This window comes from Streptacidiphilus fuscans (assembly GCF_015690355.1).
GTDB lineage: Bacteria > Actinomycetota > Actinomycetes > Streptomycetales > Streptomycetaceae > Streptacidiphilus > Streptacidiphilus fuscans.
In genome coordinates, this window is sequence record NZ_JADPRT010000006.1 from 154948 (window position 1) to 168804 (window position 13857).

At 73.2% G+C, this 13857-nt stretch carries 13 protein-coding genes and 1 pseudogene; 10 read left to right on the forward strand and 4 right to left on the reverse strand.

The window, feature by feature from the left end; translation table 11 throughout:
- Positions 1-21: 21 nt before the first annotated feature.
- Positions 22-912, forward strand: coding sequence for an ABC transporter ATP-binding protein (locus tag I2501_RS16555; protein WP_196194812.1), 891 nt, complete (start codon positions 22-24; stop codon positions 910-912).
- Here the strand turns inward: I2501_RS16555 and I2501_RS16560 are convergent.
- Together I2501_RS16560 and I2501_RS16565 are read right to left on the reverse strand one after the other, a co-directional pair.
- Positions 891-1898, reverse strand: a complete 1008-nt coding sequence (locus tag I2501_RS16560) for a FecCD family ABC transporter permease (RefSeq protein WP_196194813.1) — start codon at positions 1896-1898, stop codon at positions 891-893. The two genes, I2501_RS16555 and I2501_RS16560, sit on opposite strands and share 22 nt — an antisense overlap.
- A complete protein-coding gene (locus I2501_RS16565) occupies positions 1895-2932 on the reverse strand; it encodes a FecCD family ABC transporter permease (protein ID WP_215909720.1) in 1038 nt (345 codons plus the stop codon). The genes I2501_RS16560 and I2501_RS16565 overlap by 4 nt, the downstream gene beginning before the upstream one ends.
- Before the next feature lie 126 nt (positions 2933-3058).
- On the opposite strand from I2501_RS16565, the gene I2501_RS16570 reads away from it, so the two are divergent.
- From I2501_RS16570 to I2501_RS16605, 9 genes and pseudogenes are all read left to right on the forward strand, one after another.
- The gene (locus tag I2501_RS16570; protein WP_196194815.1) at positions 3059-4108 is read left to right on the forward strand and encodes an ABC transporter substrate-binding protein; all 1050 of its coding nucleotides are present in this window, start codon (positions 3059-3061) and stop codon (positions 4106-4108) included.
- Complete coding sequence (locus I2501_RS16575; RefSeq protein ID WP_196194816.1) at positions 4108-4932, forward strand: siderophore-interacting protein; 825 nt, start codon at positions 4108-4110, stop codon at positions 4930-4932. Before I2501_RS16570 ends, I2501_RS16575 begins: the two co-directional genes overlap by 1 nt.
- Positions 4933-4963: 31 nt before the next feature.
- On the forward strand, positions 4964-6442 hold the full coding sequence (locus I2501_RS16580; protein WP_196194817.1) for a pyridoxal phosphate-dependent decarboxylase family protein: 1479 nt from the start codon (positions 4964-4966) through the stop codon (positions 6440-6442).
- 66 nt (positions 6443-6508) lie between these two features.
- Positions 6509-7792: a lysine N(6)-hydroxylase/L-ornithine N(5)-oxygenase family protein gene (locus I2501_RS16585; RefSeq protein WP_196194818.1), complete on the forward strand. Its 1284-nt coding sequence runs from the start codon at positions 6509-6511 to the stop codon at positions 7790-7792.
- Positions 7789-8271: pseudogene (locus tag I2501_RS39390) on the forward strand (GNAT family N-acetyltransferase); the annotation flags it as partial. The gene I2501_RS16585 and the pseudogene I2501_RS39390, both read left to right, overlap by 4 nt.
- Positions 8272-8307: 36 nt before the next feature.
- On the forward strand, positions 8308-10086 hold the full coding sequence (locus tag I2501_RS16590) for an IucA/IucC family protein (protein WP_236046560.1): 1779 nt from the start codon (positions 8308-8310) through the stop codon (positions 10084-10086).
- Positions 10087-10276: 190 nt separating this feature from the next.
- On the forward strand, positions 10277-10672 hold the full coding sequence (locus I2501_RS16595) for a hypothetical protein (RefSeq protein ID WP_196194820.1): 396 nt from the start codon (positions 10277-10279) through the stop codon (positions 10670-10672).
- 40 nt (positions 10673-10712) lie between these two features.
- Positions 10713-11357 carry a hypothetical protein gene (locus I2501_RS16600; RefSeq protein WP_196194821.1) on the forward strand — a complete coding sequence of 215 codons (645 nt, stop codon included), beginning with the start codon at positions 10713-10715 and terminating at the stop codon, positions 11355-11357.
- A 101-nt stretch (positions 11358-11458) separates the two neighbouring features.
- Positions 11459-12076, forward strand: a complete 618-nt coding sequence (locus I2501_RS16605) for an LppU/SCO3897 family protein (RefSeq protein WP_196194822.1) — start codon at positions 11459-11461, stop codon at positions 12074-12076.
- Here I2501_RS16605 and I2501_RS16610 read toward each other — a convergent pair.
- Positions 12064-12423 (reverse strand): DUF4387 domain-containing protein, encoded by a 360-nt coding sequence (locus tag I2501_RS16610; RefSeq protein WP_196194823.1) that lies wholly within the window; start codon positions 12421-12423, stop codon positions 12064-12066. The genes I2501_RS16605 and I2501_RS16610 overlap by 13 nt on opposite strands.
- On the reverse strand, positions 12423-13820 hold the full coding sequence (locus tag I2501_RS16615) for an acyclic terpene utilization AtuA family protein (RefSeq protein ID WP_215909694.1): 1398 nt from the start codon (positions 13818-13820) through the stop codon (positions 12423-12425). Before I2501_RS16615 ends, I2501_RS16610 begins: the two co-directional genes overlap by 1 nt.
- Positions 13821-13857: the final 37 nt, after the last annotated feature.

The following is a 13857-nucleotide window of genomic DNA, read 5'->3' on the forward strand; positions in this document are numbered from 1 at the left end:
AGGCTAACCTAAGTTAGTTGCATGCTAGAGACCCGCGCGCTCCGCCTCGACTACGGCGGCCCGCGCCGCCGCCCCGCCGCGACACGCCCCGGAGCAGGCCGACCCGACGCACCGTCAGCGGTGGTCGCGGACCTGGACCTGCGGCTGCCCGAGGGCGCGGTGACCGCGATCATCGGCCCGAACGGTTGCGGCAAGTCGACGCTGCTGCGCGGCCTGGCCCGGCTGCTGCGGCCCAGCGCCGGATCGGTGCTGCTGGACGGCGCGGACCTGCACCGACTGCCCTCGCGCGAGCTGGCCCGCCGCCTGGGCCTGCTGCCGCAGCAGCCCACGGCGCCGGACGGGATCACGGTCGAGGGCCTGGTCCGGCTCGGCCGCCATCCGCACCAGGGCCTCTTCAGTCCGTGGACCGGCGCCGATCAGGACGCCGTCGACCAGGCGCTGGCGCAGACCGGGACGGCCGAGCTGCGCGACCGCCTGGTGGACGAGCTCAGCGGCGGCCAGCGTCAGCGCGCCTGGATCGCGCTGACGCTGGCCCAGCAGACCGAACTGCTGCTGCTCGACGAGCCGACCACCTTCCTCGACCTGCGCCACCAGTTGGAGGTGCTCGACCTGGTCGCCCGGCTCCAGCGCGAGTCCGGCCGGACCGTCGTCGCCGTCCTGCACGACCTGGGGCAGGCTGCCCGGTACGCCGACCACCTGGTGGTGCTGGAACAGGGTCGGCTCGCCGCCGCGGGCGCACCGGCGGAGGTCCTCACCGCCGAACTGGTGGCGCGGGTCTTCGGCGTGGAGTGCCGGATCGTGCCCGACCCGGAGTCCGGCACCCCGCTCGTCGTCCCAGCCGCCCGCCACGGTGCGCGCCGAGCGGCGGGGACGTCGAACACCGAGCCCGCTCAGGCCGCCGCGCGGCGTTGAGTCGCCAGCAGCCAGACCAGGTACCCGCCGCCCAGCAGCCCGGTCACCACCCCCGCGGGGAGTTGGTGGCCGGGCACCAGCCGTTGCGCCGCCCAGTCCGCGAGCACCAGCAGCACCGCGCCCGTCGCGGTCGACGACAGCAGGTTGGGACCGGGCGCGCGGGTCAGCCGGCGGGCCACCTGCGGTGCCGTCAGCGCGACGAAGGCCACAGGGCCGACGGCGGCAGCCGCTGTCGCCGCGAGCAGCAGCGCGGCCACGAGCAGCGTCCGTCGCGTGCGTTCGGCGGGGACGCCGAGCGCGGTGGCGGCGTCGTCGCCGAGTTCCAGCAGCCGCAGCGCGCGGCCGTGGCCGAGGCAGACGACGGGTCCGAGCAGCCCGAGCACGACCAGCAGCAGCACCGCGCCGCTCCAGTCCGCACCGTCCAGGCTCCCGGTGAGCCAGAGCATCGCCCGTGCGGCGTCCGTCAGCTGACCACGCGTCAGCAGATAGCCGTTGACGCCGGTCAGGATCGCGCCGACCGCGATGCCGACCAGGACGAGCTGCTGCCTCCCCCGCCCGGCGAGCAGCACCACCGATCCACCCGCCACCAGCGTGCCGGCCACGGCACCAAACGGGACGGCGAGCGCCCCACCGCCGAACAGGACGATCGCGCTCAACGCACCGGTGGCCGCGCCCTGGGTGAAGCCGAGTACGTCCGGGCTGCCCAGCGGGTTGCGCACCAGCGACTGGAACACCGCGCCGGAGAGCGCCAACGCCGCTCCGGCGAGCAGCGCGGTCAGCACGCGCGGCAGGCGCAGCTGCCAGACGATGAAGTGTGCGCTCGGATCGCTCGTCGCGTTCGCGCCGAGAAGGCTGCGCAGCACGTCGAGCGGCCCGATCGGGACGTCCCCGCCGCCCAGCGCCAGCACGGCGACGGCGAGAGCGGCCAGGCAGAGCAGCGCGGTCACGGTCCGCGCGCGCCGCGTCAGGCCCTCGGTGCGCCTCATGCGTCACCCCGGCGGGCGCGCAGCAGGTTGAGCAGCAGCAGGCCGCCCACCACGGCCGTCACCACACCGACCTGGAGTTCGCCGGGGCGGGCCACCAGGCGGCCGAGGACGTCGGCGGCCAGCAGCAGGCACGGGCCAGCCACCACGCAGTAGGGCAGCAGCCGTCGCGGGTCAGGACCGGTGAACCGCTCGACCAGATGCGGCGTCAGCAGCCCGACGAAGACGATCGGCCCGCACGCCGCCGTGGCTGCGCCGCACAGCAGCGTCACGGACACGACCGCTCCCGCCCGGGTCGCGGTGAGGCGGGAGCCGAGGGCGCGGGCCGTGTCCTCGCCGAGGGCGAGCGCGCCGAGCGGACGGGCCAGCAGCAGCGCGAGCACCAGTCCGGCGACGACGAACGGCGCGAGCGCGGCGACCGTGCCGAGCTCGGCGGAGGCGAGCGAGCCGACGGTCCAGAACCGCATCCGGTCCAAGGCGTCGCTGTCGAGCAGCTCGACGGCGCTGACGTAGGAGTAGAGCGCGGCGTTGACCGCCGTCCCCGACAGCACCAGTCGGGCGGGGGTGGCGGCGCGACCGCCGCCGACGGCGTAGACGAGCACGGCGACCCCCGCCGCCCCGGCGAAGGCGAACCAGACCGCCCCGGCGAAGCCTTCGAGGCCGAGGACGGCGGACGCGGTGACGACGGCCGCCGAGGCACCGGCGTTGATGCCGAGCAGTCCCGGGTCGGCCAACGGATTCCGGGTCAGCGCGCGCATCACTCCCCCGGCCGTCCCGAGCGCCGCGCCCGCCAGCAGCCCGAGCAGAGTGCGCGGCAGCCGCAGGCCGTGGACGACGTCGTACGCGGGCGAGGCGGGATCGGTGAGGCCCTGCCAGACCGCCTGCGGGGAGAGCGCCCGCGCCCCGAGCGCCAGCGAGAGGACCATCACGGCCGCCAGCACCGCCGCGGCGAGCAGTGCCCGGGTGAGACGCGGCACGGGCGATGAGGGCGGGTCAGCCGTGGCGGGTGTCAGGGCCGACGGAGCCGACGGGGCCATGGTCATCGAGGTCCTCCTCAAGGGCGGCGGCAGAGCCGAAGGAAACTTAGGTTAGGCTACCCTAAGTTGACCTTGGCAAGGGGCTCTCCCCGCCCCTCCCTGAAACCTCGAACCACCAGGACTGCCATGCCACTTCACCCATCCCGCCGCTCCCTGCTCGCCGCCGGCGGCGTCGCCGGACTCGGCGCTCTCCTGGCCGCCTGCGGCTCCGGCGGCCCCTCCCCGCAGTCCGTTGGAAGCGACGGAAACTCCGGAAGTTCCGGAAGCTCCGGCGGCTCGGCCGGCTCGTGGACGTTCACCGACGACCGGGGCACACGCGTCGCGCTCCCCGCGCGCCCGAGCCGCGTCGTCGCCTACACCGGCACCGCCGCCGCACTCCACGACTTCGGGGTGACCGACCGGATCGTCGGCGTCTTCGGCCCGACCAGGCTCGCCGACGGCAGGCCCGATCCGATGGCCGGAAACCTCGACCTCGCCAAGGTGACGGTTCTCGGCAACGCCTGGGGCGAGTTCGACCTGGAGAAGTACGCCGCGCTGCGCCCGCAACTGCTGGTCACCGACATGTGGGTGCCCAAGCAGCTCTGGTACGTCCCGGACGCGAGCAAGACCACGATCGCCGCGCTGGCCCCCACCGCCGGGATCACCATCGCCAAGATCCAGCTGCCCGAACCACTCAGCCGCCACGAGCAGTTGGCGGGCCTGCTGGGGGCGGACCTCACCGCGAGCGCCGTGGTCGCCGCCAAGCAGCGGTTCCAGCAGGCCGTGGAGACGGTCCGTCAGGCAGGCAAGGCCAAGCGCGGGTTGCGGGTGATGGCCGCGTCCGCCAGCGCCGACCTGCTCTACGTCTCGGATCCGGGCGTCTATCCCGACCTCAGCTACTACCGCAGCCTGGGCGTCGAGCTGGTCACCCCGGCCAAGGTCCAGGGCGGCTTCTTCGAGCCGCTGAGCTGGGAGAACGCCGACCGGTACGCGGCCGACCTGATCCTGCTGGACAGCCGCAGCTCCGCGCTGCAGCCGAAGGACCTCGCCGCCAAGCCGACCTGGCAGCAACTCCCGGCCGTCAAGGCGGGTCAGGTCATCCCCTGGCTCAGCGAGGTGCGGTTCTCCTACGCGGGCTGCGCGCCGCTGATCGAGCAGCTCGCCGCGGCACTCGACCGCGCGAAGCGGGTGGCCTGATGGCGGCCTCCGGTTGGGACTTCTTCCGGCTGCGGGTGCTGCGCGCCGTGCCGCTCGGCGCGTCGGCGGTGCGGATCACCCTCACCGGTCCGCAGCTCGACGGCTTCCGCTCGGGCGGCCGGGACCAGCGGTTCAAGCTCTTCCTGCCGCAGCCTGGCGAGGCCGAGCCGCTGGTCCCCACCTGGGCGGGCAGCGAGTGGTTCACCGCCTGGCGTGAACTGGACCCGGCGCAGCGCGGCATCATGCGCAGCTACACCGTCAGCGCTCAGCAACCCGGCACGCTCGACGTCGACTTCGCCGTCCACGGCGGCACCGGCCCCGCCGCGCGCTGGGCCGCCTCGGCACGGCCTGGGGACCGCGTGCTCGCGCTGGGCCCGACCGACCCGGACAACGCGGGCGTCGACTTCCGCCCGCCGCCGAGAACCGACGCGGTCCTGCTGGCCGGTGACCTGACGGCGCTCCCGGCCATCGCCGCCATCCTCGAAACGCTGGACCCGGCCCTGCCCGTCCGCGCCTTCGTCGAGGTCCCCGACCGCGCGGACCACCGCGCTCTGCCCTGCGGCAGCGCGGACGCCCAGGTGCACTGGACTGCACCCGGCGAGCTTCCCGAGGCGCTCGCCGACTGCCCGCTGCCGGGCGACGCACCGTACGCCTGGATCGCGGGCGAGGCGGGGAGCGTCCGGGCCCTCCGCCGCCATCTGGTCCGCGACCGCGGCCTCCCCCGCGCGGCGGTCACCTTCACCGGCTACTGGCGGCTCGGCGCGACCGAGGAGCAGCTGGTCGCCGAAGCCGTCGCGATACCACCGCAGACCTCCCGCCACTGATCTGACTATTCATCAGAATTAGAGGAGACCCATGGCCATCCCGCAGCACGCGCGGACCCAACTCCTGCACGCCGCCTCCGCCGACGCGTACGCCGACCTCGTCCACCACGGCGCGCGCCGCGTCGCCGCCCGCGTGGTGCGGGCGCAGAGCGCGGGTCCGTTCACCGGCATCAGCCCCGACGCCCTGGCGGCCGAGTTCGCCGGGATCGACCTGGACGTCCCGCTCCCCGACCCGGACACCGCGCTCGACGAGCTGGAGCGGCTCTACCTCCGTGACGCGGTCTGGTTCCACCACCCGCGCTACCTGGCCCACCTCAACTGCCCGGTCCTGCTGCCCGCACTGCTCGGCGAGACCGTGCTGGCGGCGGTCAACTCCTCGCTGGACACCTGGGACCAGAGCGCGGGCGGCACGGTGATCGAGCAGCATCTGATCGACTGGACCGCCCGCCGGATCGGCCTAGGACCGGACGCGGACGGCGTCTTCACCAGCGGGGGCACCCAGTCCAACCTCCAGGCTTTGCTGATGGCCCGTCAGGAGGCCTGCGGCGGCGACCTCTCCCTGCTTCCGCGGCTGCGCGTCCTCGCCTCGTCCTGCGCGCACTTCAGCGTCACCAAGGCCGCCACGCTCCTCGGCCTCGGACCGGATGCGGTGGTGTCCGTCCCCTGCGACGCCGAGCGCCGGATGCAACCGGCCGCGCTGGAACGGGCGTTGGAGCAGTGCCGCCGTGCTGGGGAGGTGCCGGTGGCGGTCGTCGCGACCGCCGGGACCACCGACTTCGGCAGCATCGACCCGCTTCCGGAGATCGCCGACCTCTGCGCCCGCCACGACGTGTGGCTGCACGTGGACGCCGCCTACGGCTGCGGCCTGCTCGTCTCGCCGACCCGCCGCGCCCTGCTCGACGGCGTCGAGCGCGCCGACTCGGTCACCGTCGACTTCCACAAGTCCTTCTTCCAGCCGGTGAGTTGCAGCGCCCTGCTGGTCCGCGACCGGTCGGTGCTGCGGCACGCCACCTACCACGCCGACTACCTCAACCCGAAGCGCATGACGGAACGGCGGATCCCCAACCAGGTCGACAAGAGCCTGCAGACCACCCGGCGCTTCGACGCCCTCAAGCTCTGGCTCAGCCTGCGCACCCTCGGCGCGGACGCCATCGGCGAACTCTTCGACACCGTGGTGGACCTGGCCGCCGACGGATGGGAGCTGCTGACCGCCGACGACCGCTTCGAGGTCGTGGTCCGGCCGCAGCTCAGCACACTCGTCTTCCGCTGGGCTCCACGCCAGCACCGGGCACGTCAGCAGGACCTGCTCGACGCCGCCAACCTGCACGCCCGTGACGCGCTGGCCGCGAGCGGCGCGGCCATGGTCGCCGGAACGGTCGTGGACGGTCGGCACCACCTCAAGTTCACCCTGCTCAACCCGGAGACCACGACGGCCGACCTCGCCGCCGTCCTGGACCTGATCGCGGCCCACGCCGAGGCCTACCTCGACCTCGCGGCCCAGGCCGCCTGAAACACCGGCCCCAACCGGCTGGCCCGAACCGCCCGCCTGAACCATCCGCCCGAACCGGAGTCACCCATGGACGACCACACGCACACCCACGACTTCGTCGCCGTCGGCCTCGGCCCGTTCAACCTGGGCCTGGCCTGCCTCACCGATCCGGTGCCCGATCTCGACGGCGTCTTCCTGGAGCGCAGGCCGGAGTTCGACTGGCACCCCGGCATGCTGCTGGAACAGGCGAGCCTGCAGACCCCCTTCCTGGCCGACCTGGTCACCCTCGCCGACCCGGGCTCCCCGTTCTCCTTCCTCAACTACCTCAAGCAGACCGGGCGGCTCTACTCCTTCTACATCCGCGAGAACTTCTTCCCGCTGCGCCGCGAGTACGTGGACTACTGCCGCTGGGCCGCCTCCCGGCTCGACACCCTCCGGTTCGGGCGCGACGTCACCGCGATCACCCACGAGCCGGAGCGCGAGCGCTACCGCGTCGAGTGCGCCGACGGCGAGGCCTTCCACGCCCGTCGGCTGGTGCTCGGCACCGGCACCCCGCCGCACCTGCCCGCGGCGCTGGACGGGTTGGACGGTCCGGCCGTGCACAGCTCCCGCTACCTCGACCACGCCGCCGAGCTGCGCCGGTGCCGCAGCATCACCGTCGTCGGCAGCGGCCAGAGCGCGGCGGAGATCTACCAGGACCTACTGGCCGACATCGACCGCCACGACTACCGGTTGACCTGGGCCACCCGCTCGCCGCGCTTCTTCCCGCTGGAGTACACCAAGCTCACGCTGGAGCTGACCTCGCCGGAGTACGTCGACTACTTCCACGCGCTCCCCGCACCGGTCCGGGACACCCTCTCCGCCACGCAGAAGGGCCTCTACAAGGGCATCAGCGCCGACACCGTCAACGCCCTGCACGAACTCCTCTACGCCAAGAGCCTCGACGGCCCCGTCCCGACCCGGTTGCTGACCAACACCGAGCTGACGGACGCCCGTTGGGACAAGGCAGAGCAGCGCTACGAGCTGACGCTCCATCAGCACGAACAGGACGTCGTGCACCGCATCGCGACCGAAGGGCTGGTGCTGGCGACCGGATACCGCTACCAGGAGCCGCCGTTCCTGTCCGGCATCGCCGACCGGATCGCGCGCGACGGGCAGGGCCGCCTCGCGGTGCGCCGCGACTGGTCGGTGGACACGGGCGACCGAGGCGAGATCTTCGTCCAGAACGCCGCGCTGCACACCCACGGCCTCGCCGACCCCGACCTCGGCATGGGCGCGTACCGCAACTCCAGCATCATCCGCTCGCTGACCGGGCGCGAGGTCTACCCGATCGAGCGCCGCATCGCCTTCCAGGAGTTCTCCGCCGCATGAACCGCAACGCCCGCAACGCCCGTGTCGAGGCCCGTCCCGATCAGGCCCACCCCGACGACTTCACCTTCCGTCCCGTCGATCCGGACGCCGACGCCGCGCTGCTGCACGGCTGGGTCACCGACCCCAAGGCGGCCTTCTGGCTGATGCAGGGGGCGAGCGTGGCCGATGTCGCCCGCGAGTACCGCTCGTTGGATGCCTGGATCGGCCTGTTCCACGGTCAGTCTGCTGTCCTGACGGAGCGTTACGATGTCGCGTTGAGCGAGCTCGCCGACGTGCACCGTGTCCTGCCGGGCGACGTCGGCATGCACTTCCTCACCGCTCCGACGGACACACCCGTCCCCGGCTTCACCCGCGCCGCCATGACGGCGGTGCTGCGGTGGCTCTTCGCCGACCCGGCGGTGCGGCGCGTCGTGGTCGAGCCGGACCTGCGCAACCGCGCCGTCCACGCGCTCAACGCCGCCGTCGGCTTCCGCCCGGTGCGCGCGGTCACGCTGCCGCACTCCGGCAAGCGCGCGCTGCTCAGCACCTGCACCCGTGAGCAGTTCCACGCCGCGACCGGTGACCGCGACCCGCTCGCCCACCTCACGCCGGAGCTGTGGGCGGCGGCCAACCGGCGGCTGGTCCGCAAGGCGCTGGCCGAGTTCGCGCACGAGCGCCTGATCAGTCCGGTCCTGCTCCCCGAGGGGGGCGACTGGTACGGGGTCGGCAGCGACGACGACACGGTGGCCTACCGCTTCCGTGCCGAGCTGCTGACGCTGGACCACTGGCGGATCGACCCCGACTCGATGACCCGCGTCCGGACCGCCGACGGCGCCGTCCTGCCCCTGGACGCGGCCGAGCTGGTGCGGGAGCTGCGCCGCAGCCTGGGCCTGAGCGACGCCGTGCTGCCGCTCTACCTGGAGGAGATCACCAGCACCCTCGCCTCATCCGCCTACAAGCTCTCACTCCCGCCCGTCCCCGCCGCCGAGCTGGCGACGGCCGACCTGCAGACCGCCGAGGCGGGCATGACCGAGGGGCATCCGTGCTTCGTCGCCAACAACGGCCGGTTGGGCTTCGACGCCGCCGAGTACCTGCGCTACGCGCCCGAGGTCGGCGCACCGGTCCGCCTGCTCTGGGTCGCCGTCCACCCCGACCACGCCGTCGTCGCCACCGGGAGCGGCGTGGACCCCGCCGACCTGGCCGACCTGACGCTTGGGACGCTTGGGACACCCAACGGCCTGGACGACCATGTACTGATCCCCGTCCACCCCTGGCAGTGGCACAACCGGATCGCCGTCACCTACGCCGACGAGATCGCGGCGGGCCGGATCGTGCTGCTCGGCGAGGGCCGCGAGAGCCATCTGCCGCAGCAGTCGATCCGCACCTTCTTCAACACCACCGTCCCCGGCAAGCCCTACGTCAAGACGGCGCTGTCGGTGCTCAACATGGGCTTCGTCCGCGGCCTTTCGGCCGACTACATGGAGCACACGCCCGCGATCAACGACTGGCTGGCCGACCTGGTCAGCGCCGATCCGACGCTGACCGCCTGCGACTTCTCGATCCTCCGCGAGCACGCGGCCGTCGGCTACCGCCATCCCCGCTACCCGAAGGGCACGCCGCAGCAGAAGATGCTGGCCGCGCTCTGGCGCGAGAACCCCTTCGCGCTGCTGCGCGAGGGCGAACGCGCGGTCACCATGGCCGCGTTGCTGCACACCGACCGCGACGGCGCGCCCGTCGCCGCGGCGCTCGTCACCGACTCCGGCCTGCCGGCCGAGGAGTGGCTGCGCCGGTATCTGACGGCGTATCTGGTTCCGGTGGTGCACTGCCTGTTCAGGTACGGGCTGACATTCATGCCGCACGGCGAGAACGTCATCCTGGTCCTGGACGACCACGGCACACCGCTGCGCGTCTTCTTCAAGGACATAGCCGAGGAGATCGCCGTCCTCGACCGGGACCTCCCGCTGCCCGCGCAGGTGGAGCGGATCCGCGCCGAGGTCCCGCAGGAGCTGTGGGCGCTGTCGGTGCAGACCGACGTCTTCGACTGCTTCCTGCGCTTCCTCTCCGCCGAGCTGCACGCCTGCGGCGCGCTCGACCAGCGCGCCTTCTGGGCCACGGTCGCGCAGGTCATCCGCGACTACCAGGCGGCCCACCCGCAACTGGCCGAACGGTTCGCCCGGCACGACCTGTTCGCCGAACGCTTCCCGCTGTCCTGCCTGAACCGGCTGCAACTGCGGGACAACCAGCAGATGGTGGACCTCGCCGACCCTTCTGGCGCACTGCAGTTCGCGGGCACGCTGGCCAACCCCCTGGCCTGAGTGCGGAACGAGCGCGGAACGAGCGCAGAACGAGCGCGGCGGCCGTATACCACAGGCGACCGCCGTGGCTCCCCCGGCCGGAAGCCGACCATGGTGGCGAAGGGTGCCGGACCCCACCGGACCGGCACCCATATCCGTGATCCGTGATCTGCACATCCGTACCGAACGTACCGAACCCAGGGGGGTCGCCGTGGACGAGCTCATGCACAAGCTGGTCTCCGCCGTCATCGTGGCCGTGCTGCTGACCGCCGTCAGCGCGATCAGCGTCGCCACCCGCAAGCGCAAGGTCGCCCGCGCCGAGGCCGCCGCCCCGGCGCCGACCGAGGACCCGACCCACGCGCTCCTGCGCGAGGCCTGCGCCCACGACCAGCGGCGCGACCAGCTCGCCGCCCAGGGCCACGCGTCCGAGTCACTGGAGTACGCCCGAGCGGCAGCCGACCGCTGGCGCGCGCTCAGCGACCAGCGCCCGGGACGGTTTCTGACGGAGCGTCGCGCCGCACTCGCGCGGCTGGCCGAGCTGCTCAGCGCCGCCGGACTCGACGGCGAGGCCGCCCGCGCCCGTACCGAGGCCGAGGCGCTCGTCTAAGGCAGCAGCCCGCTCCCGTCGGCCCGAAGGAAGAACGACCATGCCCCACGCCCTGTGGACCGGGCGCTCGGCCACCCCGCACGAGGCCGCAGCCGACCTCGGCGGCGCGCTGGCCCGCGAACTCGGCCTCGACCGCGCCCCCGACGTCCGCGTCCTGCCCGCCGACACCACCGGCTCCCCGGCCGGCAGCCTGCTGCCGCCGCGCGAGCGGTACAGCGGGATGCCGGCGCCCACCGACGCCTACCTGTACGTCGACGCCGCCCGCCCCCGTCCGTTCGAACTGCGTGCCGCGCTGCTGCGCGGCCGTACCCTGCGCGGCCGGACGCTCGGGCTGGGCTCCCTGCTGTACGCGGTGCCGCTGCACGCCAAGGTCGCCACCCAGGTGGCGCTGACCGGCGGCGGGGCGGCCGGCCCGCAACGCTTCGCCGGTGATCCGACGGCCGCCGCGCGCCTGAACGCGGATGCCGACCTGGCCACCCGGGCGAGGGCGGTGGCGAGCACCAGGGCCGGTACGGACGCGCGCCACACCTGGGAGGTCGACGGCCTCCTCGCCGTCGAGCCCGCGCCGAGCGGCGCGGTGCTGCTGGCCCGCACCCTCTACCGCGCCACCAGCCCACGCTGGGATCCGCGCGCCGTCGCCGTCCTCGACCTCGCGGCGCGCATCGAGACCCTGCTCGCCCCCTGACCGACCGCGCAACCAAGAGCAACACCGAGAGCAACACCAACGCTGACACCGTCACCGACGCCGGACCGAGCACCACGCACGGACGACAGGGGGAGCCCCAGATGCCGACCGAACGCAACGTCACACCGCCTCAGCAGCCGCCGCGCCGAACCGCGTCCGGCCCTCGCAGGCGCTCCCGCCCGGCCCTCGCCGTGCTCGGCGCGCTCGGGGCGGCCACCCTGGTCCTGACTCTCGCGACGGGCTGCCAGAGCTCGTCGGAGTCGGATCCGTACGCGGGCCCGACGGACACCTACGCCCCGCCGACCGACCCGTACGCCTCGCCCACCGACCCGAACGCCGACCCGACGGACACGTACGCCGATCCCACGGACACGTACGCCGACCCCACGGACACCTACGCTCCGCCCACGGACCCGTACTCGCCGCCGGCCGACACCACGCCGCCGTCGCCCAGCCCCTACGACTCGGGCACCTGCCTCAACGGCACTCTGCCGGACTCCACGACGGCGCAGTCGGTCGACGACGTCAACCAGGTCGACTGCTCGGCCTCGGACGCGCACTACAAGGTGATCCAGGTCTTCTACGAGACCACCGACCTGAGCCAGTGCGACTCCGTGGCGGACACGCAGTACTCGTTCTCCTCCGAGGAGACCTGGAACGGCGCGACCATCAACTCCTACGTCTACTGCCTCGTCGGCCTCGGCTCCTACGCCCGCTGAGCGGCGTCGCCGGGGAGCGCGACCGGCAGCCGCAGGCCCAGCAGCGGACCGTGCTGCTGGGCGCCGTAGACGTCGCTGTCGCCCACGCCGCCCGACGGGAGAGGTCGGCGCAGGTTGATCTTCACGGCACGGGCCGGGTCGTAGTAGATCGCCTCGCCGACGTCCTCGACCGGGACGCCGTACAGCCCCGCTACCAACTCCCGTGTCACCGCCCGTTCCTGCTTGACCAGCTCGTACTGGGCGCGGCTCGCGAAGATGACGTCGAGGGTCAGCTCGAAGGGGCCCGCGTTCTTGCTGCGGACCACCTCCGCGAGCTCGGCCAGCGGCGCGGTCGGTCGGTCGCTCATCACTGTTCTCCCAACCCCGATCCCAACTCGACGAAGGTGACCGGGAAGAGGGCCGCAGGAGCGTCCACCGCCATCAGGTGGTAGACGCTCCACTCGTACACCGCACCCGCGTGGAAGTCCGACGGCGAGTACGGGAACGCCAGGTTGCCCGCCGTCGAGAGCCGTCCCGGATAGCCGAGATGCAGCATCGTGGAGCGGGCGAACGAGCAGAGCGTGTCCGCGAGTTGCTGCGTGTCGGCGACCGCCTCGATGACGATCCCGACCTCGTGGCCCGCCACCGGCGTCGGCTCCCACGTGCCCATGCAGGCGTCGCGGCCGTAGGCGCGGACGATCAACTCGTAGCGCTCGGCCGGGATGTCGGGGAAGTTGTCGGCGACCCGCGCCCGCACCGCGGCGACGATCTCGTCCAACGCCTCGATGAAGCGCGGGTCCCGCGCGCCCGCCAGCGAGACCGTCCGGTGGCCGCGCAGCCGCGCGCCCTCCAGCTTGACGGCGTACGGGCGCGGGACGTACCGCGATCCGGAGACCTTGACGCCGCGCTCGCCCTCCGGCGTGAAGACGCACGCGCTCAGGTCCAACTCCCCGCCCGGTCCCGGCAGACGGTAGGGGTCGCTCTTCTCGTAGAGGGTGTGCGCGGCGACGGAGGTCGGCGTGCAGCGACGCTCCGGCGTCAGCGGCTCGACGACGAAGTGGTCGCGGCGCAGCGTGCCCAGCATGCAGTCGCTGCCGCTGCCAGGCAGAGCCGCGATCGCGGCGCATTCGAGGATCTTGCCCAGGTGCAGGGCGAGTCCGGCGTCGAAGCCGTGCAGCAGCGGCAGAGCCGCGAAGACCGCAGGGTCGTAGGCGCGACCCGCGAGCACCACGTCCGCCCCGCCCGCCAGCGCGGCGACGAACGGCTCGGCGCCCATCTGCGCCACCACGTGCGTGCTGGCGTCGACGTCCTCGGGCGTCAGCTGCGGGCCGAACGGCACCGAGGTGATCCGGCCCTCGTCCAGCGCCTCCCGGACCGTGGCCTTGTCGACGTCGGCGGGGATCAGTGCGACGCGCAGCCGTAGCCCGTGCGCGGCGATGATCTCCTCGACAATTTCGCGCAGCCACTCCAGGTGCGGTGCGGCGCCCGCGCCGCCCGCCGATCCGACCACGACCGGGACGCCCAGGCGGCGTCCGGCGAGGATCATCCGCTCCAGGTCGCGCCGCACAGCGACGCGGTCGGTGAAGGAGACGCCCGCCCCGAGGTAGTACGGACCGGGGTCGCTCGACCCGGCGTCGACGGCGATGACGTGCGGCTCACGGGCCAGGCCCGCCTCGAACGAGGCGTCCGGAAAGCCGTAGCCCAGGATGGCCGTCGCCGACAGCACCCGGATCTCCTGCATCGCGCCTCCCTGCCCGTCACGCATCGCCCGTCACCCGTCCGCTCGCAGCCGCTCGCGATCA